Consider the following 21,778-nt stretch of genomic DNA (forward strand, 5'->3'; position numbering starts at 1 on the left):
CCGGTTCACCTCGACCGCTAAACCGCCAAGGGCACGAGGCGTCAGGCCACGAACCTTTGGCGCGCTATTGCCCGGGACTGTAGACCCGCGGCGCGCTGTGGTGCGGCAGGTGGATCAGGTTGAGCCGGTGCTGGCGCGCCCAGCGCACGCAGAGATCGGTCGGTGCAGAAAGACTCACCAGCGTCGGCAAGCCCGCACGCACGGCTTTGTGGATCAGCTCCAGGCTGCAGCGGCTGGTGACCACCGCGAAGCCTCGGCGGCCGTCACGGCCCTCGCGACGCAGCGCGCCGATCAGCTTATCCAACGCGTTGTGCCGACCGATGTCTTCGCGGCACAGCACGATGTCGCCGTGCTCGTCGACGAACAGCGCGGCGTGCAGTGCACCGCTTTGCCGCGCCAGCCGTTGCGCATCGTTGATCCGCGCGCGCAGCTCGTGCAGATGCGCGGCGGGCGGCAACGGACCGGGCATCAGCGGGGTCAACTGCGGCAGCGCCTGGTCGATCGCCTCCACACCGCACAGACCGCAACCACTGGTGCCGGCCAGATTGCGGCGCTGCTGCTTGAGCGCCCAGAACGCGCGATTGCCGATCTCGACTTCGGCGCTGAACGCCTCGCCACGACGGCTGAGCTGGATGTCATAGATCTCGTCGAGGCCGCTAACCAGCTCGCCGCTGAGACTGAAGCCGACGACGAAGTCCTCCAATGCGCTGGGCGAGACCATCATCACCGCATGGCTGATGCCGTTGTAGGCGATGGCCAGGGCACACTCCTCGGCCAGCACCGCGTCGCCGGTCTGCGCGGCGTCATCCAGCTCGACATAGCGGTAGGCCTGCGGCTCCGGGTTGGTAACGGGCGAGCCGGCGTCGGTAAGAGGGGCAAGACGGGGCATGTGGCGAGATCCTGACGGCGAGCCTGTAAGGATATTCGACTCAGGCATGCACCTGCGGTTCTATCTGCTCACGCAGCCCGCGCAGCGATTGCAGGGCGAACTCGCTCAGCCCCTCGCCGCCATTGGCGTCCAGATGGGCGTAGAGCGCGGTGCGCATCTGCGGGTCCCACTGGCGCCTGAGGTGCTGGGCAAAATCGACGCGCGCCTGGGCGGGGTCGGGTTGGGAGACGAAGAAGGCGCCGATCTGGTTGGCCATCTTGATCAGTTGCGTGGCATTCATGCCCATCTGCACACCTCGATGCGCTGAAGAGAAAACAGGAGCCACCGGCGGGCCGCAACGGCCGGCCGGCGGGTTTCACAGCTGGGTGACCTGGATCCGCGGCAGGAACTCGACCTGCTCGCGGGTGAAGGCCTCGAACTCCTGCTGCCATTGTGACGGCGTCTCGACCTTGTGCACCTGCACCGCGGTGACCTTGTACTCCGGACAGTTGGTGGCCCAGTCGGAGTTGTCGGTGGTGATCACGTTGGCGCCGGATTCCGGGTGGTGGAAGGTGGTGTACACCACACCCGGCTGCATGCGCTGGGTGACCTTGGCGCGCATCACCGTCTCGCCGGCCCGGCTGTTGATGCCGACCCAGTCGCCGTCCTTGATGCCACGGTCCTCGGCGTCCACCGGGTGCAGTTCGAGGATGTCCTCGGCGTGCCAGGCGCCGTTGGCGGTGCGGCGGGTCTGCGCGCCGACGTTGTACTGCGAGAGGATGCGGCCGGTAGTGAGCACCAGCGGACGCTTGCGCGAGGTGCGCTCCTCGGTCGGGATGAACTCGGTAACCATGAAGCGCCCTTTGCCGCGCACGAAGGCATCCTCGTGCATGATCGGCGTGCCTTCCGGCGCCTCGTCGTTGCACGGCCACTGGATACTGCCCATGCGGTCGAGCTTGGCGTAGCTGACGCCGGTGAAGGTCGGGGTCAGGCGGGCGATCTCGTCCATGATCTGCGACGGATGGGTGTAGTTCATCGGGTAGCCGAGGGCGTTGGACAGCGCCACCGTCACTTCCCAGTCTTCCTTGCCGGCCAGCGCCGGCATCACCTTGCGCACCGGCGAGATGCGCCGCTCGGCGTTGGTGAAGGTGCCGTTCTTCTCCAGGAACGAAGCGCCGGGCAGGAACACGTGGGCGTACTTGGCGGTTTCGTTGAGGAACAGGTCCTGCACCACCACGCACTCCATGGCCTTGAGCGCATCGGTGACATGCTGGGTGTCGGGGTCGGACTGCGCCGGGTCTTCGCCCTGCACGTAGAGGCCCTTGAAGGTGCCGGCGTGGGCCGCGGCGAGCATGTTCGGGATCCGCAGGCCCGGCTCGTCGAGCAGACTGACGCCCCAGGCGGCCTCGAACTGCGGCCGTACCACCGGATCGGAGACGTGGCGGTAGCCGGGCAGCTCGTGGGGGAAGGAGCCCATGTCGCAGGAGCCTTGCACGTTGTTCTGCCCACGCAGCGGGTTCACCCCGACGCCCGGACGGCCGATATTGCCAGTGGCCATGGCCAGGTTGGCGATCGCCATCACGGTGGACGAGCCCTGGCTGTGCTCGGTGACGCCCAGGCCGTAGTAGATCGCGGCGTTGCCGCCGGTGGCATACAGGCGTGCGGCGGCGCGCACCTCGGCAGCCGGCACGCCGGTCAGCTCCTCCATGGCCTCGGGGCTGTTGCGCTGCTCGCTGACGAAGGCACGCCATTGTTCGAAGGCCTCGGCCTCGCAGCGCTCGGCGACGAAGGCTTCGTTGATCAGGCCCTCGGTGGCGATGACATGGCCCAGGCTGTTGAGCAGGGCGACGTTGCTGCCGGGACGCAGTTGCAGATGATGCTCGGCCTTGATGTGCGGGCTGCGCACCAGGTCGATGCCGCGCGGGTCGGCGACGATCAACCGCGCGCCTTCACGCAGGCGGCGCTTGAGCTGCGAGCCGAACACCGGGTGGCCGTCGGTGGGGTTGGCGCCGATCACCAGTATCACGTCGGCGGACAGCACCGAATCGAAGTCCTGGGTACCGGCGGACTCGCCGAGGGTGACCTTGAGACCGTAGCCGGTCGGCGAGTGGCAGACCCGCGCGCAGGTATCGACGTTGTTGTTGCCGAAGGCGGCACGCACCAGCTTCTGCACCAGGTAGGTTTCCTCGTTGGTGCAACGCGAGGAGGTCAGCCCGCCGACCGAGTCCCGGCCGTACTGCGCCTGGATCTCCTTGAAGCGCCTGGCGGCATAGCCGATCGCCTCGTCCCAACTCACCGGGCGCCAGGGTTCGCTGATGCTGTCGCGGATCATCGGCGTCTTGATGCGGTCCGGATGGGTGGCATAACCCCAGGCGAAACGACCCTTGACGCAGGCGTGGCCGTGGTTGGCGTGGCCGTTCTTGTTCGGCACCATGCGCACCACTTCGTTGCCCTTGACCTCGGCGTTGAACGAGCAGCCCACGCCGCAGTAGGCGCAAGTGGTGGTCACGCTGCGCTCGGCCTGGCCCATCTCGATCAGCGATTTCTCGGTCAGGGTGGCGGTCGGGCAGGCATTCACGCAGGCGCCACAGGACACGCACTCGGAATCGATGAAGCTCTCGTCCTGGCTGGCGGCTACCCGCGAATCGAAGCCACGGCCATCGATGGTCAGGGCGAAGGTGCCCTGCACTTCTTCACAGGCCCGCACGCAGCGGTTGCAGACGATGCACTTGGCCGGGTCGTAGGTGAAATAGGGGTTGGATTCGTCCTTGGGCTCGGCCAGGTGCGTCTTCACCGGGTCGTAGCGCACCTCGCGCAGGCCGACCACGCCGGCCATGTCCTGCAGCTCGCAGTTGCCGTTGGCCGAGCAGGTCAGGCAATCGAGCGGGTGGTCGGATATGTACAGCTCCATGGTGCCGCGGCGCAGTTCGGCGAGCTTGGGGCTCTGCGTGCGGACCTTCATGCCCGGCTCTACCGGGGTGGTGCAGGACGCCGGATAACCGCGGCGGCCTTCGATTTCCACAGTGCACAGGCGGCAGGAGCCGAACGGCTCCAGGCTGTCGCTGGCGCACAGCTTGGGCACGGCGATGCCGGCCTCTTGCGCGGCGCGCATGACCGATGTGCCAGCCGGCACGGTGATGGCGGTGCCGTCGATTTCCACCGTTACCGGGGCGCCGGTGCGGGCGGGAGTGCCATAGTCGAGTTCACGATACAGGGCCATGTCTATGCCTCCGGATCAGCGGGCTTCGGCGGTGTCGCCGAAATCCTCGGGAAAGTGGTTGATGGCGCTCAGCACCGGATAGGGCGTCATCCCGCCGAGGGCACAGAGCGACGCACCGAGCATGGTGTCGCAGAGGCTCTTGAGCAGCTCGATACGGCCCGGCTGCGGGCCTTCGGAACGGGCGACGATGATCTGGTCGAGCAGCTCCTCGCCACGGGTAGAACCGATCCGGCAGGGTGTGCATTTGCCGCAGGACTCGATGGCGCAGAATTCCATGGCGTAGCGCGCCATCTCGGCCAGGTCCACCGTGTCGTCGAACACCACGATGCCGCCGTGGCCGAGCACCGCGCCGAGGGCGGCGAAGGCCTCGTAGTCCAGCGGGGTATCGAACTGCGACTCCGGCAGATAGGCACCCAGCGGGCCGCCGACCTGTACCGCACGGATCGGCCGGCCGCTGGCCGAACCTCCACCATACTCATATAGCAGCTCGCGCAGGGTGATGCCGAAGGCCTTCTCGATCAGGCCGCCGCGGGCGATGTTGCCGGTCAGCTGGATCGGCAAGGTGCCGAGCGAGCGGCCCATGCCGTAGTCCTTGTAGTAGGCGCCGCCCTTGTCGAGGATGATCGGCACCGAGGCCAGGGAGATCACGTTATTGATCACCGTCGGCATGCCGAACAGGCCCTCGATGGCCGGCAGCGGCGGCTTCGGCCGCACGGTGCCGCGCTTGCCTTCGACGCTTTCCAGCAGCGCGGTTTCTTCGCCACATATATAGGCGCCGGCGCCGCGGCGCAGCTCCAGGTGAAAGGCCTTGCCGCTGCCGAGCACGTCGTCGCCCAGGTAACCGGCGGCATAGGCGCTGGCGATCGTCGCCTTGAGCGCCGCCTCGGCATGCGGGTATTCGGAGCGCAGGTAGATGTAGCCCATGGTGGCGCCGACGGCGAGACCGGCGATGGTCATGCCCTCGATCAGCACGTAGGGGTCGTCTTCCATCACCATGCGGTCGGAGAAGGTGCCCGAGTCGCCTTCGTCGGCGTTGCAGACGATGTATTTCTGCGCCGCCTCGCAGCCGAGCACGGTGCGCCACTTGATGCCGGTGGGAAACGCCGCGCCGCCACGGCCGCGCAGGCCGGACTCGGTGACTTCGGCGACGATCGCCTCGGGCGTCATGGTCAGGGCGCGTTGGAGCCCGCGATAGCCATCGTGGGCGATGTAATCTTCCAGCGACAGCGGATCGGTGATGCCGGCGCGGGCGAAGGTCAGGCGCTCCTGGCGCTTGAGGTATTCGATCTCCTCGGTCAGGCCCTGGCCCAGCGGATGCTCGCCGCCCGTCAGGAAGCCAGCATCGAACAGCCCCGCGACGTCCCTGGCCTTGACCGGGCCATAAGCCACGCGGCCTGCGGCGGTGGCGACCTCGACCAGCGGCTCTAGCCAGAACAGCCCGCGCGAGCCGTTACGCACCAGTTTCACTTCGATATTGCGCGCCGCGGCCTCGGCAACGATGGCCTGGGCCACCTTGTCGGCACCCAGGCTCAGCGCGGTGGCATCACGCGGCACATAAACGGTGATGGATTCGCTCATGCGCGCATCTCCTGTTCAGCCAACAGTTCCAGCAGGCCCTCGGCATCGACGCGGCCATGCAGCTCGCCGTTGAGCATGGCGTTCGGTGCGCAGGCGCAGTTGCCCAGGCAGTACACCGGCTCGAAAGTGAGGCTGCCGTCTTCGCGGGTCTCGCCGAGCGGCAGGCCCAGTTTCGCCTCGAGTTCGGCCGTCAGGGCCTTTACCCCCATCGACCGGCAGGCCTCGGCCTGGCACAGCTTGAGCACCTGGCGGCCCGGCGGCGTGGCGCGGAAATCGTGGTAGAAGCTGACCACCCCGTGAACCTCGGCGCGTGACAGGCTCAGGTCCTCGGCGATCAGCGGCAACAGCTCCGGTGGCACCGCGCCAAGGCGGTCCTGGATGTCATGCAAGATGGGTAACAGCGCGCCTGGCCGACCGCGGTGGACGGCCAGTACCTCACGGGCGACGGCCTGGCACTGCTCGGGAGCGAAGCGCTGGGGAAGAGTGGCCATGTTCTATGCTCCAGCCGGCGGCTATACCGGTACTGTCGGGAGACAAGCGCCATCAGAGCTTGTAAATAAATCTGCTGCGTTCGGCATCTCGCATTTCGGCGGTGCTCGCAATGCTCATGTATTTCAATACATTCCGCTTGCTGCGCTCCGGCGAAGCGCAATCTGCCTTCACTCGCGACGATTTCTTCACAACCTCTCACGGTTGATGGAAGCTTATCCCAGGCGGAACCCAAGGGGCTCGCCACATATGAATTGAAGTTCTTATACTTGGCCGCAAAGCGCCCATGTGCGGCACATTATCATGGGCTTTCAGCCGAACAAATATGAAGTAGAGAGCATATGATCCGCATCGAAATCCAGCCACGCTGGCGTTTCCATCAGCGCGACGGCAGCAGCCTCGACCCCCAGGGGCTGGAACTGCTGCAAGCCGTGCACGACACCGGCAAGCTGACCGAGGCCGCCGCCCGCGTTGGCTATTCCTATCGCCATGCCTGGAACCTCCTCGGCAAATGGCAGGCCTTCTTCGGCAGCCCACTGATCGAGCTGGAACGCGGCAAGGGTGCACGCCTGGCACCGCTCGGCGAGAAGCTGCTGTGGGCCGACCAGCGCATCCGTGCGCGGCTGTCGCCGCAACTGGACAACCTGGCCGGCGAGCTGGAACTGGAACTGAATCGGGTGCTGCAGGCCAGCAACCCCGGCCTGCGTATCCACGCCAGCCACGGTTTCGCCGTAGCGGCGCTGCGCGAGTGGCTGGAGCGCGACCCCAGTTGGCAGTGGGACGTACAGTTTCGCAGCGGCAGCGAGGCGATCATCGCCCTGCATCGCCACGACTGCGAAGTGGCCGGCCTGCATGTGCCGGCCGGCCCGCTCGGCGCGCTCAGCATGAACCGCATCCAGCCCTGGCTGCGCCCCGACCAGCGGGTGATCACCTTCGTCGTGCGCACCCAGGGGTTGATGCTCGCCCCCGGTAATCCGCTCGGCATCGAGGGGCTGGCGGACCTGGCGCGTGGCGAGCCGCGCTTCGTCAACCGCGAACCGGGTTCGGGCACGCGCCTGTTGTTCGAGGACCTGCTGCGCCGCGACGAGCTGGACAGCGCCACGATCAGGGGTTTTCACAACGAGGAGTTCACCCATGCCGCAGTGGCTGCCTACGTGGCCAGTGGCATGGCCGACGTCGGCTTCGGCGTCGAGGCGGCGGCGCGCCAGTTCGGCCTGACCTTCCTGCCAATGGCGCGCGAACACTACTGCCTGCTGTGCCGCGAGGACAGCCTCGAGCTGCCGGCCATGGGCGCGCTGCTGCGGGTGTTGCAGAACCCCGAGTTCCAGGCGCGCATCAGCCAACTGCCCGGCTACGCCTTGAGCCGTCCCGGCGAGGTGCTGCCGCTGACCCAGGCGCTGGAGCAATGGAGTCGCGAGAGCCTGCTTTGAGCGCTCCCAAACTCGGCTGAATCGTGAGCCGTCTCACAAAGCCAACAAGCGAACAACCGAAACGGGAACTCGGCGCGAGCTCGCCAGTCTATGGCGCAAATCTCGCCGCAAGGCGGCTCTGTCCTCGAGGTGTCTATGAAGTCCATGCAGTTGCTCCTCCTCTCCCTCGGCCTGACCTGTGGCGGCTACGCCCTGGCGGGCAACACCGACGCGGCCGTGGGCGGCGCGCTGGGAGGCGTCTTGGGCACGGTCGTCGGTGAGCAGCTGGGTGGTTCGACCGGCGCGACCATCGGTGCCGGTGTCGGCGGTGCCGCCGGAGGCATGGTCGGTGCCGACAAGCGCAGCCGTACCGAGGCGGCCATCGGTGGCGGTCTCGGCGCCGCGGGCGGTAACGTCATCGGCCAACGTGTTGGCGGCAGCACCGGGGGCCTGATCGGTGCGGCATTGGGCGGAGGTGCCGGTGGAGCGCTCGGCAACGAGTACGGCGACGATGACGACTATCGCGGCGACCGGCATTATCGTGACGATCGTCGGTACTACGGGCACCCGGGTAAAGCCAAGGGACACTGGAAGCACAAACACAAGCATCACCACTAAGCCAGCCGCTCCGCAGCGCCGCGCATCGCGGGACTGCCATTCATCACAGCGACACGGCCGAGAAGTTCGGCCGTTCAGCTGGTCTACCCGCAGGGCCGAGACTTACTCGGCCATCATTACCAGCGCTTCCAGCGCCTGGCGCAAATCACTCGGGATCGGTGTCGGCCGGTTGCTGGCACGATCCACGAACACATGCACGAAGCGTCCCGCCGCACAGGCCTGCGCTTCGCCTGCCTTGAATATCGCCAGCTCGTACTGCACTGAGCTGTTGCCAAGTTTGCCGACCCGCAGGCCGACTTCCAACGCATCGGGAAAGGCGATGGAGGCGAAGTAGTCACAGGACGAGCTGACGACGAACCCCACCACCTCGCCTTGGTGAATATCCAGCCCGCCACGCTCGATCAGATAGGCATTCACCGCGCTGTCGAAATAGCTGTAATAGACGACGTTATTTACGTGGCCGTAGATGTCGTTGTCATGCCAACGCGTGGTGATCGACTGGAAATGTCGGTAATCGGCGCGCAGGTGCTGCGGTTGTTCGGCCATCTGGAGAATCCTTGTTCAGCAAACCGGCACACCGCAGGCGAAGCGGTGCGCCAACGAGTCAATAAGCGGCGCGGTAGATGGCCAGGGCATCGGCCTCGGTCACTTCGCGCGGATTGTTGACCAGCAGGCGCTGTTGCAGCATCGCCTCCTTGGCCAGCTGCGGCAACATATCTTCCGGCACGCCGGCATCGCGCAGGCGGGTCGGCAGGCCGACACGCGCGCTCATCTGCTCGAATTCCTGAATCAGCTGCTCGGCATAGGTGGACGGGTCATCCGTACGCAGCCGATCACCGAGGATGATCGGTGCCAGCTCGCCGTAGTGCGTGGTCGCGGCGCTGACGTTGAAGCGCAGCACCTGTGGCAACACCAGCGCGTTCGACAGGCCGTGCGGAATATGGAAATTGCCACCCAGCGGATAGGCCAGCGCATGCACCGCCGCCACCGGCGCGTTGGCAAACGCTTGGCCGGCCAGACAGGCGCCGAGCAGCATGGCCTGGCGCGCCTCGCGGTTGCTGCCGTTGTGCACGGCCTCGTCGAGATTGGCGGCCAGCAGGCGCAGCGCCTCGCGGGCCAGCAGGTCGGACATCGGGTTCTTCTTCAGCGCGCTGGTGTAGGCCTCGATGGCGTGCACCATGGCGTCGATCCCAGTGGCAGCGGTCACGGCCGGCGGCAGGCCGAGGGTGAGGTCGGCATCGAGCAGCGCCAGATCCGGCAGCAGCAGTGGCGAGACCACGCCCATCTTGGTCGTCTCGCCGGTGGTGATGATGGCGATCTGCGTAACCTCGGAACCGGTGCCGGCGGTGGTCGGCACCTGGATCAACGGTAGGCGCTGGCCCTTGGCATTTCCGACGCCGTAGACGTCCTGCAGCGTCTGCTGGCAGGCAGGATGCGCCAGCAGCGCCACCAGCTTGGCCACGTCCATCGAGCTGCCACCACCGAAGCCGATCACCAGATCGGCCTTGGCTGACCGGGCCTGCTCCACAGCCGCCAGTACGATGTGCTCCGGCGGGTCGGCGACCACCTGATCGTAGACCGCCACGGCAAGCCCCTCGGCCTCGAAGCCCGGCAACACCTCATTGAGCAGGCCGAAACGGGTAATGCCCGGATCGGTTACCACCAGCACCGAGCGCGCCCCACGTTCTTTGCAGAGGCTGGCCAGCCGGCGCGACGAGCCGGGCTCGCAGATCAATTGGGCGGTTGTGGCAAAGCTGAACGGATGCATCGGTGCCTCCTGATTGTTTTGATTCGGGGTTGAGAGAGCAGCAGATCAAAAGCCCCCTCACCCCAGCCCTCTCCCCCAAGGGAGAGGGGGTAGTTCTGTGTACCTGTCGAGCAAGGTGGCAACCAAGCCAACAGCCCTGCCCGATCTCACCACGTAGTTGTGCCTAACGCCGTCCAGGCCCCTCCCCTCTGGGGAGAGGATTGAGGCGCCCGGCGTAGGGGTGAGGATGGGCGCCTCGGCCTCACTCAAAACGCAAAATCCGCCTCCGGCAACGCCATCAAACACCCCGCCCCGCCCTGGATCGCTTCCCGGTGCGCACTCGCTCGCGGCAATACGCGACGCAGGTAGAAGTCCGCGCTGGCCAGCTTGGCCTGGTAGAAGGCCTCTTCACCGGCACCCTGCTCCAGCGCATCCTGCGCGCGCGCCGCCGCCTGCAACCAGAGCCCGGCCAACAACACATAGGCCGAGTACTGCAGGAAATCCACCGACACCGCCCCAATTTCCTGAGGGTCGCGGCCGGTGGCAGCGATGATCTCGGCGCTCAGTTCGCGCCATTCGCCGATCCGCGCCTGGAGCTTCGCCGCCATGTCCCGCAACGCCGGGCGATCAATCTGCTGGTCGCAAATCTCGCTGAACTCCGCCTGCAACGCCGACAGCTCCGCGCCGCCGTCACCGAGCAGTTTGCGGCGGATATAGTCCAGCGCCTGGATGCCGTTGGTGCCTTCATAGAGCTGGGTGATGCGGCTGTCGCGCATCAGTTGCTCCATGCCCCACTCGCGGATGTAGCCATGACCGCCGTAGACCTGCACCCCGAGGCTTGCGACTTCCTGGCCCATGTCGGTGAAGAAGGCTTTGACGATGGGGATCAGCAACGCCGCGCGCTTGCTCGCCGCTTTGCGGTAGCTCGGCTCGGGATGGCCGTGTTCGAGGTCCAGCTGGCGCGCACAGTACGCCGCCAACATGCGGCTGCCTTCGACCAGTGTCTTCTGCGTCAGCAGCATGCGCCGCACATCCGGGTGGACGATGATAGGGTCGGCGACCTTGTCCGGGTGCACCGCGCCGGCCAGCCCGCGCGACTGCAAGCGCTCGCGGGCATAGGCCAGCGAGCCCTGATACGCCTGCTCTGCAATGCCAAGCCCCTGCAACCCGACCTGGAAGCGCGCGTCGTTCATCATGGTGAACATGCACGCCAGGCCCTGGTTCGGCTCGCCGACGATCCAACCGGTCGCGCCATCGAAGTTCATCACGCAGGTGGCCGCGCCCTTGATGCCCATCTTGTGCTCGATGGCACCGCAGCTCAGCGCGTTGCGCTCGCCCGGCGTGCCGTCGGCGTTGGCGATGAATTTGGGCACCAGCAGCAGGCTGATGCCCTTCACCCCGGCCGGCGCATCCGGCAGCCGCGCCAGCACCAGGTGCACGATGTTCTCGCTCATGTCGTGCTCGCCGCCGGAGATGAAGATCTTACTGCCGCTGACCCGGTAGCTGCCGTCCGCCTGGGGTTCGGCCCTGGTGCGCAGCAACGCCAGATCGGTCCCGGCCTGCGGCTCGGTCAGGCACATGGTGCCGCTCCAGCTGCCGCTGACCAGCTTTTCCAGATAGGCGTTCTTCAGCTCGTCGCTGCCGTGCTTGTACAGCGCCAGCACCGCGCCTTCGGTGAGGCCCGAGTAGATGCGGAAGGACAGCGAGGCGCCCATCAGCATCTCGTGGAAGTTGCACGCCACCAGCTGCGGGAAGCCCTGCCCACCGTACTCGGTTGGCCCGGTCATGCTCGCCCAGCCGTTGTCGACGTACTGCTTGTAGGCCTCGACGAAGCCCTGCGGCGTGCGGACTTCGCCGTTTTCGAGGGTCACGCCTTCCTCATCGCTGTTGCGATTGAGCGGCGCGATCTCACCGCCGGTGTAGCGCGCGGCTTCTTCCAGCACGCCGTCGATCAGCTCGCGGTCCAGGCCGTTGCCGAGCAGCTCGCAATGAGCGCTGGCGTCGAACAGCTCGTGCAGCACGAAGCGCATGTCACGCAGGGGCGCCTTGTATTCCATGCTCAGGCCTCCTTCTTGTAGTCGACGAAGCGACCACCGAGCGTGGCCAGGCTGTCGATCAGCTCGGCAGGCTGCCAGTGCGCGCCGTGCTGCTCGGCCAATGCATTGAGGCGATCACGAATGGCTGGCAGGCCCTGCCGATCGGCCCAGGTCATCGGCCCGCCGACTTCGGCCGGGAAGCCGTAGCCGTACAGATAAACGGTATCGATATCGGCACTGGACTCGGCCATGCCTTCCTCGAGGATCTTCGCGCCTTCGTTGACCAGCGCCAGCAGGCAGCGCTCGAGAATTTCCTCCGAGCCGATCTCACGACGCTGATAACCGAGGCGCTCGGACTCGCGCTGCACCAGCGCATCCACTTCCGGGTCGTGCTCGGCCTGGCGGCTTCCCTCGGCGTAGCGGTAGTAGCCCATGCGCGACTTCTGGCCGAAGCGGCCCAGCTCGCAGAGGCGGTTGTCGACCTGCACTTCCGCCTCGTCCTGCCCTTTGCCGGCCAGTTCGCGGGCCCGCCATTCCAGGTCGATGCCGACCACGTCGTACATGCGGAACGGCCCCATGGCGAAGCCGAAACCCTGCAGCGCGGCATCCACCTGATGCGGGTAGGCGCCCTCGAGCAGCATCATCCGTGCCTCGCGCACGTAGGTGGCGAGCATGCGGTTGCCGATGAAGCCCGGGCAATTGCCGGCAATCACGCTGACCTTGCCCATGCGCTTGCCGAGTTCGGTGGACGCCTCGAGCACGGCTTTGGACGTCTTCGCGCCGCGGACAATTTCCAGCAGCTTCATGATGTGCGCCGGGCTGAAGAAGTGCAGGCCCACGACCTGCTCCGGGCGCCCGGTGACCGCAGCAATGGCGTCGATGTCCAGCGCCGAGGTGTTGCTGGCCAGGATGCCGGCCGGCTTCACGATGCCGTCCAGCTCGCGGAAGATGTTCTGCTTGAGTTCGAGGTTCTCGTACACCGCCTCGATTACCAGATCCACATCCGCCAGCGCCTGGTAGTCGGCCGCCTTGCTGATGCAGGCGCGACGCGCTTGGGCCTGGGCTTCGTCGATGCGGCCCTGACGGACGTTGTGCGCGTAGGTATCGGCGACCACGCCCAACGCCTGTTCGAGCATCTCAGGATTGTTGTCCAGCCACAGCACCTGCACACCGGCGTTGGCCAGGCTCATGACGATACCGCGGCCCATGGTGCCCGCGCCGATCACGGCGGCGGTCTGGATATCGAAGCGGGTTTGGCTCATTGCAGCTGTCCTCGTCGCAAGGCGGAAAAAACTGGAGACCAACCATAGACGAAGACGCTACTATTTTTGAAATTTAGTCTTGTGATGTTTCAGATTCACCAAATGAATATCTACAACTTCGACCTCAACTTGCTTCGCGTCCTGGACGCCCTGCTACGCGAACGCAACGTGTCTCGCGCCGCCGAGCGGCTTTCGCTCAGTCAACCGGCCGTCAGCAACGCCCTGAACCGTTTGCGCGAACTGCTCGATGATCCGTTGCTGGTTCGGGTAGGGCGCGCCATGCAGCCGACGCCGCGCGCGCTGAGTCTGGAGGCGCCGATTCGCGATGCGCTGCAACAGATCGAACATACGCTGAATGCCGGCGACTTCTTCGATCCCGCCAGCAGCCGCCAACGCTTCGTCATCGCCGTGACCGATTACGTCGAGTTGATCTGCATGCCAGCGTTGATGGCACATCTGGCGCGCGTGGCGCCCGGCATCCAGCTGTCGATTCAACACCTGACTCCGAGCCTGCCCGCGGCGGCGCTGGATGATGGCGAGCTGGACCTGGTGCTGGGCCGTTTCGTCGAGGTGCCGACGCGTTTTCACGCTCGCCGCTGGGCCAGCGAAACGCTGCAGGTCGCGGTGCGCAAGAGCCATCCGTTGGTTGGCGACAGCCTGGATCTCGACGGATTCCTCCGTCTGCGTCACCTCTGGGTCCATGGCGGGCAGACGCGCGGGATGGTCGATCAATGGCTGGAGGAGCAGGGCTTGAGCCGGGACGTCGTGTATACCACCCCGAACTACCTGCAAGCCGCACATATCGTCGCCAGCAGCGACCTGGCCGCGGTACTCCCGACAGCGCTCGCCCGGCACTTCGCCAAGCTGCTGCCGCTGCAACTCTTCGATCTGCCGTTCGATCTCGGTGCCTTCCAGCTGGACATCGTCAGCGTGGCCCAGCGAGAGCGGGACGCGGCGCTACAGTGGCTGATCGAGCAGATCGCGGCGATAACGGCTAGCGGCACGGTGCGATGACACGGCGCCTGAAGGCCAGACTTTCCTGCAGGCAACAAAAAACCCGCCGAAGCGGGTTTTTCCTGACCATTCCGAATCCTTCCGGTTGCCGTCCTGGCGATGGTCGATCCTCCTTGATCCTGAGCGCGTCCTGCACTTCAGAGATGGGCATAGATTAGGCTTCGGATGGTCTTGGCTAAATAGCCGATCGCTGCGATCCGTGTAAGCCTTTCGCTATAGTCGCAACCAATTAGCCGTTTCGCTGTCGTGCCGGGCTGCGAAACGGACTGTCAAAAGGACCGATCGGCAGCCCGCGATCACCGTTCCAGGAACGCCAGCAGGTCCTGGTTGAGGCGGTCCTTGTGGGTGTCGGCCAGGCCATGCGGCGCGCCCGGGTACACGATGAGCTCGGCATTGCGAACAATGGCCGCCGATGCCCGGGCAGCGGTGTCGATCGGCACGATCTGATCGTCGTCGCCATGGATCACCAGCGTCGGGACATCGAATTTCTTCAGGTCCTCGCGGAAATCAGTCGCGGAGAAGGCTGCGATCGAGTCATAGGTATTCTTGTGGCCGGCTTGCATACCCTGTACCCAGAAGGACTGGATCAAGCCCTGCGACGGTTTCGCGTCGGGCCGGTTGTAGCCGAAAAACGGCCCCGAAGCGATATCCAGATAAAGCTGCGAACGGTTGTCCAGCGAGGCCTGGCGCAGCCCGTCGAAGACGTCCAGCGGCACGCCATTCGGATTGCTGTCGGTCTTGAGCATCAACGGCGGGACCGCGGCGACCAGCACGGCCTTCTTCACACGCCCCGTGCCGTGGCGACCGATGTAACGCGCCACCTCACCGCCGCCGGTGGAGAAGCCAACCAGGGTGGCGTCCTTCAGGTCCAGTGCCTCGAGGACCGCCGCGAGATCGTCGGCGTAATGGTCCATGTCGTTGCCATCCCACGGCTGGCTGGAACGGCCATGGCCGCGGCGGTCATGGGCAACGACCCGATATCCCTTCGACGCCAGGAACATCATCTGCGACTCCCAGCTGTCCGAATTCAGCGGCCAGCCGTGGCTGAAGGTAACCACCTGGCCGTCACGCGGGCCCCAGTCCTTGTAGTAGAGGCTGACGCCATCGCGAGTGGTGACGTAGCTGCCGGACAAAGCGTTGGCTGCCGTTTGGGTAGAAGTCGATGCGCTCATGATCTGTTTCCTCGGTAGTCGATGGCTAGGGGCGGCAAGCGGTGTGCTCGCCGGTGAAGCCATGTTGCCAAGGGCAGATTACGTTTCGGATGCATAGCGTCCGCAAAAAGCGACAGATCGTCTAAATCAAACCAGACGCCTGTGATGATCGCCTTGCTCGCTTCTTCAGACCTGTGCACTCCCGAAGCAGTCGACCCATTCGCGGTCAAGACCGCTCCCACAAGAGCCGCGCGCTATGCGCATGGCCTCACCTGCAAACACAACTCTCTGTAGGAGCGGTCTTGACCGCGAGCTTTTCAGCGGAGCCTCGCTATCAATGGGCTGAACCTGAAAAAGCAAAAACCCGCCGAAGCGGGTTTTTTCTGACCGTACCGAATCCGTTCGAGTGCCGTCCTGGCGATGGTCGATCATCCTGATCCTGAGCGCGTCCTGCGCTTCAGAGTGGGTGTAGATTAAGTACTTCCGGCCCTGAGCTGAAGCGGCGATCGGCGCAGCTTTTTGTAAGCCTTTGGCTATAGCTGAGTGAGCCGTGTTTGGGCGATAGAACATGGACTCCGCTTGAGCGTCCGCGGGCAAACCGAGCACGGCAGACCAGAAGACCCGGAACAGAGCGGCGCATCGGCTCAGTCGGATATGCTTGGCGACCCGTGACCACCATTCCTAACGCAGCAGACGAGGCGCTCCCCGCTTTTCCGTCAATAACCTTGCACTGAGTGCGTATTAGTTCTTGTCCAGGTCCACCAACGGCTCCTGCCTGACCTCGCTCTGGCGACCGGCCTGGATCGTCTCGATGCGCTTGCGGGCGTCCGCAACGGCCGCCTTGCTCGCCAGCAGCTCGTAGCGCACATGAAAATGCTTCTGCTCGCCGGGTTCGATAGTCGGTACCAACCCGAGCGGGCGCTGGTAGGCGCGGTTGTAGGAATAGCTGGTACCGGGTTCCAGTCCGGTGACATAGCCCTGCTTTTCGGTATCGGTGTTCTTCCACAGCGAGAACACCGGTAGCTCACGCGTGTTGAAACCGACAGTGACGCCCAGCTCGGCATCGCGGTCGTGCAGCATCGCCAGCGTTTCGCCCTGGGCATCGGCGTAGGGCACGACGTTGTAGACGGTTTCATCGTAGTCAGGCGTCGGGCCACGATAGGTTTGCCAGTCACCGAGCTCCTTGCCGGCCTTGGCATTGAACGGCGAGACCTGCTTGACCGGCGCGACGAAGCGGGCGCCCTGCTCCAGCAACGGCATGCCGAAGTTGCTGTGGTACAGCGCCTGGTATTCCTTGGCGTAGTCGCCCTGATTGGTCAGGGTGTCGTGCAGCGAGAAACCGCTGCGGCCGGGTTCGGTGCTCAGTTCGGTCATGATCGCGAAGTCGACCTTCTTGAAGGCCTTTTCCTGCAGCTCGCCGCGCAGCCGAATCGCGTAAGGCGGCTTTTCGTCGATCTCCAGCACTACCCGAGACGCCGGAATGTTCGCCGCGCGACCGTGCAGGGTGAGCAGCTCGCCGTTGTCTTCGCCGGGATGGCCGACCCACTCGTAGCCGCAGCGGGTGACCAGTTCGTTGAAGCCCTCCAGCCAGCCCAGGCCGCCTCGTGCGTTGAGTTCGATGAACGCGGGGTTGACCACCTCGTCCACCGGCGAGCCCCAGCCCAGGCGCACGTCTCCGGCCACCGCCTCGAGCACGTTCATGCCGCGGTTGGGGACAACCGTCATCTTCATCGTGCCGTTGTCGATCACGATCAGGCTGACACCTTCCTCGCGCCCGCCGTGCAGGCTGCGCATGCTGACCGAAAAGGGCTTCGCCGTCTTGATGCCGAGCTCGTCGCTGGTAACCTGCCAGTTGCGCGCGGGGGTATCGGCATCGATCAGCACCTGCTCCCAGGCCAGAGCGGGATTGGCCAGGCAGATGCCCAGGCCACACAGAAGTCGCAAACGAGTCATGAGATCACCTTTTATTGTTGTGGAAACGTTTCAGTACGTTAGCTGAAACGTTTCAGCTTGCAAACCGAAGTGTATTAGCGCAGCCAAAGCGCGCTGAAGCCGCTATCGGAATGGAAGGCGCCGCGTCGGGCACCGTTGGTGCGATCAGGATCGCCTGGAGTAGCGGCTCGGGTGCCAGTAGCCGGACAACAACGGCATAACCGGCCCATGCCAGCCGCGCCGACGTAATTCCCGGGCGATCAGTGCGTTCATGACCTTGTGTCCCATGAGCAGCACGCAGTCGTGGGCATGCGCCAGTTCGATGAGCTTGTCCGCAGCCGCGCGGGCCCGGCGCCTCGATTCGCTCACCGGCTCGGTGTGTCGCGCAAATCCGAAAAACCACGCCGTACGAAAGGTGATACGCCAGAAGCGCGAGGGCATCAGGGGGAACGACCAGTCTGGATAAGGCAGGTGCGCTTCGGCAAACAGCGGATCAGGTTCGGCACGGCAATCGCAACCGAGTCCGCTGCGCGACTCCACGCAACGCATCAAGGAACTGCAAACCACCGCGCCAGCCGAGTTGGCGAGCCGGCATAGCGCTTCGGGTCGCTCGGCGACCACGACACTGGCGGCGTTGTAGCGCTCTACCCAGTCCTTCATGCCAGCCGGCGTACTCCACGAGCGGGCGCGGTGATCAGGCCGCCCATGACGCACCAGGATGATTTGCATGAGAGGCACCGAGAACGAAGAGGCTGTTTGGAACGCACCGGCAGCGGCGCGTTCCAGGCATTGCGAAGGGTTGCCCGCTTTGCGCCGCGATTACGCTGGCAAAGGCCCGGCAGCACGCCGGGGCCGGGGCATCACTTGTCGAGTTCGTCCTGCTTTTCCAGGAAGTCTTCTTCGAGCATGGCGTCCTTGACCGCCTGTGGTTGTTCGTCGAGCAGCGGGTCATTGAGCTCGCCGCCGGACATCACCTTGGTATCCAGCTTGCCCATCAGATGCTCCAGCGCATGACGCATCTTTTCGGCGGCACCGTCGACAGCCAGTTGCAGCGACTCGGCCTTGTGCGTCACCGATAGGGCTTGATGGCCCTTCGGGCGAGCCTCGATCTGGCAGCGCTTGTCGTCGGCACCGGCCTTCTGGGCATTCTCGTCGCTGACATGGACTTCGATACGGGTGAGGAAATCGTCGAAGCGCTCCAGCCGCTCCTCTACGGTCGAACCGACCCATTCGTGCAGTTCCACACTGCCGGGGATTTGATGGCTGTTGACTTGAACATGCATACGACTACTCCTGGTTGATGACGTACCTATTAAGCTTCGAGGCGCCGACACCGTCGAGGTTCAGCGGCTTCGTTTAACAAGGATTGTCGCCCACCCCCGCCAGCGGCCCGTCTGACGCAGGTCAGGGAAGCTGCGCAAATACGCCCGCCTCGTAGCAGCGCGTCCTTTCCCGGATTTGGAGCTAGTCGGCCATTACCTCCCGGTAGCGACGCTGGTACTCCTCGTAGGAGAGCTGTTCGTCCAGCAGGCGCCGGAGTTGATCCTGCCGGTAGGCGGCCTTGCTCATGGGTGCATGCGTGATCGCAACGGGAGCAGCCACGCCGAGGCCTGCAGCGCCCGTGGGGAACAGTTGCTGCGTCAGCTCGGCGATCTTGCTTTCGGCGTTGATGAATTTGTCCGGGCGTCCGCCGCCCCAGCGGGCGTCATATTCGGCCTGGCCCACCTGGCGGCCGTTCTCAAAAACACGGATATCGGCATAGTTCATGTACAGCAACAGATCCCAGCGCCAGGTTCCGGTGAATGTCGTACTGAGCGGGCAGCGCCCCGGGTCGCTGCCCGGCGCCAGCTGCCGCGTCCTGAAGCCCTTGTCGCGAAGCAGCTGCTGGTAGGTGGTGCTGAAGCCCGCACGCAGGCCAGGAGCCGGGATGGTACAGATTTCGGGGACCAGCCCCGTCGAGAGCGCGGCGGGGGTGACGGTCTGCTTGATACTGCAACCGGTGACTGCCAGCAGGGTGAGGGGCAACAACAGTTTGGCGGCGCGCATGGGACGTCCTGTCGAGGTGAGAGTGACGTCATTGTGCCACCAGTGCGTCACGCCGATATAGCGGACGCGCCCTGCTCCTTCAGTTCACGCGGCCGACTCAAGCAAGGCGACCCTCTCGGGGGTTTCCAGGCGTACATCATGGATACGCGAGGTATCCAGGCCGATCACCGGACGCAGCTCCCCGGACGCCAGTGCCTCGCGCATCCGCAACGGCTCGTCAGCCCTCGTCAGCGATGGCCAGAGCGCACTGAGCGCAGCGACAGTGGCGACCAGGACGGAACGATGGAGCAGCTGGCGGCGCGTTTGCATGGGCGAGTCTCCGGATCGATCAGCATTCGACGTTGAGTATGGTCGAGGCCGGGCGATCCGCAGGCCAGAGGGCGCGGCAGAGCTTTTCCGATTGTTTCAGCGAAGCCTTCGCCCTGTCGTCGGGCCGGTATCGCAGTAGTGGCAATATGCCTCTAATTCGGTTTTACTGCGCACCGTCATCGGCCCCATTCCGTCGAGACCACCCCGCAGCTGCGACACGCAACCTATCGACCCAGCATGACCCATCGCCCTCAGCATCACCTGCCCCCCGCAGCAACATCGCAGCGTCGCCGAAGACAGCGGCTGATCAGCCTCGCCTATGGCCTGGGTTTGCTGCTGGTGTTCCTGCTCAGCCTGTTGCTGCTGCCCAGCGATACCGGCCTGGGCAAGCTGCTCTGGGGCTGAGTGAGGGAGGGCGCGTCGCCGTCACCTGAGCGCTCGGCAAGTCAGACGCGAAAGCGGCCCACCAGCGTGGCCAGACTTTGTGACAGTGCCGAGAGCTGCTGGCTCGCCTGCATGCTCTCGGCCGAATTCGACGCAGCCTCGTTGGATAGCTCGCGGATATCGGTGATGTTGCGCGCGATCTCCTCGGTCACGCTGCTTTGCTCCTCGCAGGCCGTGGCGATCTGCGCGGCCATGTCACTGATGCGCTGCACCGACGCGGTGGTATCGGCCAGCACCTGATCGACGCCAGCAGCACGCTCGACGCTGTCGCGGGCCTTGTCGCTGCCGGTATGCATCGCCTGCACCGCCTTGGCCACGCCACTCTGCAAGCGTTCGATACGCAACTGGATGTCCTTGGTCGATTCCTGGGTCCGCGCCGCCAGGGCGCGGACTTCATCGGCCACGACGGCGAATCCGCGTCCCTGCTCGCCGGCCCGTGCCGCTTCGATGGCGGCGTTGAGCGCCAGCAGGTTGGTCTGTTCGGCGATGCCGCGGATCACTTCCAGGACCGCCCCGATGCTGGCGGTCTCGTCGGCCAGCGCTTCGATTGTTTGCGAGGTGCTTTCCACTTCCTGCGCCAGCTGGCGGATCGACTCGATGGTGCTGCCGACCACCGCCGCACCCTTGCGCGACTGGCTCTCGGCATCGCGCGCCGCATCCGAGGCGCTCTGGGCGTTCTGCGCGACCTCATGCACAGCGGCGCTCATTTCGGTGGCGGCGGTACTGACCTGGTCGACGGCGGCATGCTCGCTGCTGATCAGGCGATCGTTGGTCGCAGCCATGCCGGCCATGCCCTGCGCCGCCGCATCGACCTTGCCGGTCACCTGCCCGACCTCGGCAATCAGCGGCTGCAGCTTGTCGAGAAAGCGATTGAAAGCCTTACCCAGCTGGCCCAGTTCATCGGCAGAGCGCACCTCGAGCCGCGTACGCAAGTCACCGTCGCCCTCGGCGATCTGCTGGACGCGTTCGAGCAGCCGGCGCAGCGGCTTGAGCACCACCAGCGGCAGACCGAGCACCAGCAGCATGCAACCGAGCAGGCCGATCACCAACAGGGTGCTCTGCTGCGTCTGGGTGCTGCCACCCTCGGCGATCGCCGCCGCGCCAACGACATTGGCGGCCTCGTCTTCCAGGTTGCCGAGCTGATCGATGGCGTCGCGCATACTGTCGAAGCGTGCCTCGCTGTCGCCAAAGCTCAGCGCACTGGCAGCCTGGGGATCGAGATCGATCTGGTCGATCACCCGCTGCGAAACGTCCGACCACTCAGCGAACCCGCGATTGAACCGCTCGACCAGCGCCATGGCCTCTGGCCCCGGCTGCATGGCGGCGTACTTCTGCACGCGGTCATAGGCCTGCTTGAGGTTGTCCGCATGGCTGGCCTTGAGCGCCTGGGTATGGTCACCCGCATCGCTGTCGAGCAGGCTGCGCTCGGCGACGAAGGCCTGGTAAAGGTCGCGGTCGGCATTGAGCAACAGGCTGATGGCCGGCAGATGCCGTGTGGCCAGGACCTTGCTGGAGTCGACGACATGATCGATGCCGCGCATGCCGAACAGGCCCATCAGCACCAGCAGCAGGGCCAGCGCGCCGATGGGCAGGGTGATTTTCCAGCGGAATCCGAGATCGGTGAGAAAGCGAGACATGACGTCGCTCCAAGAGGG

Annotated in this window: 20 protein-coding genes; 4 read left to right on the forward strand and 16 right to left on the reverse strand. The window is 65.1% G+C overall.

Annotation, left to right across the window (positions count from 1 at the left end):
* Nucleotides 1-64: 64 nt before the first annotated feature.
* From fdhD to KCX70_RS21270, 5 genes are all read right to left on the reverse strand, one after another.
* Nucleotides 65-889 carry a formate dehydrogenase accessory sulfurtransferase FdhD gene (gene fdhD, locus KCX70_RS21250; protein WP_212618735.1) on the reverse strand — a complete coding sequence of 275 codons (825 nt, stop codon included), beginning with the start codon at nt 887-889 and terminating at the stop codon, nt 65-67.
* Between the two features lie 40 nt (nt 890-929).
* Nucleotides 930-1,169, reverse strand: a complete 240-nt coding sequence (locus KCX70_RS21255) for a formate dehydrogenase subunit delta (protein ID WP_249121680.1) — start codon at nt 1,167-1,169, stop codon at nt 930-932.
* A gap of 75 nt (nt 1,170-1,244) precedes the next feature.
* Nucleotides 1,245-4,088, reverse strand: a complete 2,844-nt coding sequence (gene fdhF, locus KCX70_RS21260) for a formate dehydrogenase subunit alpha (protein ID WP_212618737.1) — start codon at nt 4,086-4,088, stop codon at nt 1,245-1,247.
* Between the two features lie 15 nt (nt 4,089-4,103).
* Nucleotides 4,104-5,666, reverse strand: coding sequence for a formate dehydrogenase beta subunit (locus tag KCX70_RS21265; RefSeq protein ID WP_212618738.1), 1,563 nt, complete (start codon nt 5,664-5,666; stop codon nt 4,104-4,106).
* Nucleotides 5,663-6,157: a formate dehydrogenase subunit gamma gene (locus KCX70_RS21270; protein WP_212618739.1), complete on the reverse strand. Its 495-nt coding sequence runs from the start codon at nt 6,155-6,157 to the stop codon at nt 5,663-5,665. The genes KCX70_RS21265 and KCX70_RS21270 overlap by 4 nt, the downstream gene beginning before the upstream one ends.
* Nucleotides 6,158-6,496: 339 nt before the next feature.
* Between KCX70_RS21270 and KCX70_RS21275 the strand changes: the two genes are divergently transcribed.
* Nucleotides 6,497-7,585, forward strand: coding sequence for a substrate-binding domain-containing protein (locus KCX70_RS21275; RefSeq protein WP_212618740.1), 1,089 nt, complete (start codon nt 6,497-6,499; stop codon nt 7,583-7,585).
* Between the two features lie 144 nt (nt 7,586-7,729).
* Complete coding sequence (locus KCX70_RS21280) at nt 7,730-8,182, forward strand: hypothetical protein (RefSeq protein WP_243391823.1); 453 nt, start codon at nt 7,730-7,732, stop codon at nt 8,180-8,182.
* 102 nt (nt 8,183-8,284) lie between these two features.
* Here the strand turns inward: KCX70_RS21280 and KCX70_RS21285 are convergent, their stop codons facing one another.
* The 4 genes from KCX70_RS21285 to KCX70_RS21300 form a co-directional block, all read right to left on the reverse strand.
* Nucleotides 8,285-8,728 carry an acyl-CoA thioesterase gene (locus KCX70_RS21285; protein WP_212618741.1) on the reverse strand — a complete coding sequence of 148 codons (444 nt, stop codon included), beginning with the start codon at nt 8,726-8,728 and terminating at the stop codon, nt 8,285-8,287.
* 58 nt (nt 8,729-8,786) lie between these two features.
* Nucleotides 8,787-9,950, reverse strand: a complete 1,164-nt coding sequence (locus KCX70_RS21290) for an iron-containing alcohol dehydrogenase (RefSeq protein WP_212618742.1) — start codon at nt 9,948-9,950, stop codon at nt 8,787-8,789.
* A 245-nt stretch (nt 9,951-10,195) separates the two neighbouring features.
* Entirely contained in the window at nt 10,196-11,986 is a 1,791-nt protein-coding gene (locus KCX70_RS21295; protein WP_212618743.1) for an acyl-CoA dehydrogenase C-terminal domain-containing protein, read from the reverse strand.
* 2 nt (nt 11,987-11,988) lie between these two features.
* Nucleotides 11,989-13,227 carry a 3-hydroxyacyl-CoA dehydrogenase gene (locus KCX70_RS21300; protein ID WP_212618744.1) on the reverse strand — a complete coding sequence of 413 codons (1,239 nt, stop codon included), beginning with the start codon at nt 13,225-13,227 and terminating at the stop codon, nt 11,989-11,991.
* Between the two features lie 102 nt (nt 13,228-13,329).
* On the opposite strand from KCX70_RS21300, the gene KCX70_RS21305 reads away from it, so the two are divergent.
* Nucleotides 13,330-14,241: a LysR family transcriptional regulator gene (locus tag KCX70_RS21305; protein ID WP_212618745.1), complete on the forward strand. Its 912-nt coding sequence runs from the start codon at nt 13,330-13,332 to the stop codon at nt 14,239-14,241.
* Nucleotides 14,242-14,537: 296 nt separating this feature from the next.
* Here KCX70_RS21305 and KCX70_RS21310 read toward each other — a convergent pair whose 3' ends face one another.
* The 6 genes from KCX70_RS21310 to KCX70_RS21335 all read right to left on the reverse strand — a co-directional run bounded on the left by KCX70_RS21310 (nt 14,538) and on the right by KCX70_RS21335 (nt 19,679).
* On the reverse strand, nt 14,538-15,413 hold the full coding sequence (locus tag KCX70_RS21310) for an alpha/beta fold hydrolase (RefSeq protein WP_249121681.1): 876 nt from the start codon (nt 15,411-15,413) through the stop codon (nt 14,538-14,540).
* A gap of 720 nt (nt 15,414-16,133) precedes the next feature.
* Nucleotides 16,134-17,345: an aldose 1-epimerase family protein gene (locus tag KCX70_RS21315; protein WP_212618747.1), complete on the reverse strand. Its 1,212-nt coding sequence runs from the start codon at nt 17,343-17,345 to the stop codon at nt 16,134-16,136.
* A gap of 144 nt (nt 17,346-17,489) precedes the next feature.
* Nucleotides 17,490-18,053 (reverse strand): histidine phosphatase family protein, encoded by a 564-nt coding sequence (locus KCX70_RS21320; RefSeq protein ID WP_212618748.1) that lies wholly within the window; start codon nt 18,051-18,053, stop codon nt 17,490-17,492.
* Nucleotides 18,054-18,184: 131 nt separating this feature from the next.
* On the reverse strand, nt 18,185-18,607 hold the full coding sequence (locus KCX70_RS21325; RefSeq protein ID WP_021206214.1) for an HPF/RaiA family ribosome-associated protein: 423 nt from the start codon (nt 18,605-18,607) through the stop codon (nt 18,185-18,187).
* A gap of 181 nt (nt 18,608-18,788) precedes the next feature.
* Nucleotides 18,789-19,370 (reverse strand): Sbal_3080 family lipoprotein, encoded by a 582-nt coding sequence (locus KCX70_RS21330; protein ID WP_212618749.1) that lies wholly within the window; start codon nt 19,368-19,370, stop codon nt 18,789-18,791.
* Nucleotides 19,371-19,454: 84 nt separating this feature from the next.
* Complete coding sequence (locus tag KCX70_RS21335) at nt 19,455-19,679, reverse strand: hypothetical protein (protein WP_212618750.1); 225 nt, start codon at nt 19,677-19,679, stop codon at nt 19,455-19,457.
* A 237-nt stretch (nt 19,680-19,916) separates the two neighbouring features.
* Between KCX70_RS21335 and KCX70_RS21340 the strand changes: the two genes are divergently transcribed.
* Complete coding sequence (locus KCX70_RS21340) at nt 19,917-20,084, forward strand: hypothetical protein (protein ID WP_212618751.1); 168 nt, start codon at nt 19,917-19,919, stop codon at nt 20,082-20,084.
* Nucleotides 20,085-20,125: 41 nt separating this feature from the next.
* Here the strand turns inward: KCX70_RS21340 and KCX70_RS21345 are convergent, their stop codons facing one another.
* Nucleotides 20,126-21,760: a methyl-accepting chemotaxis protein gene (locus tag KCX70_RS21345; protein ID WP_212618752.1), complete on the reverse strand. Its 1,635-nt coding sequence runs from the start codon at nt 21,758-21,760 to the stop codon at nt 20,126-20,128.
* Nucleotides 21,761-21,778 lie beyond the last annotated feature (18 nt).

The sequence above is a fragment of the Stutzerimonas stutzeri genome (assembly GCF_018138085.1).
GTDB lineage: Bacteria > Pseudomonadota > Gammaproteobacteria > Pseudomonadales > Pseudomonadaceae > Stutzerimonas > Stutzerimonas stutzeri_AI.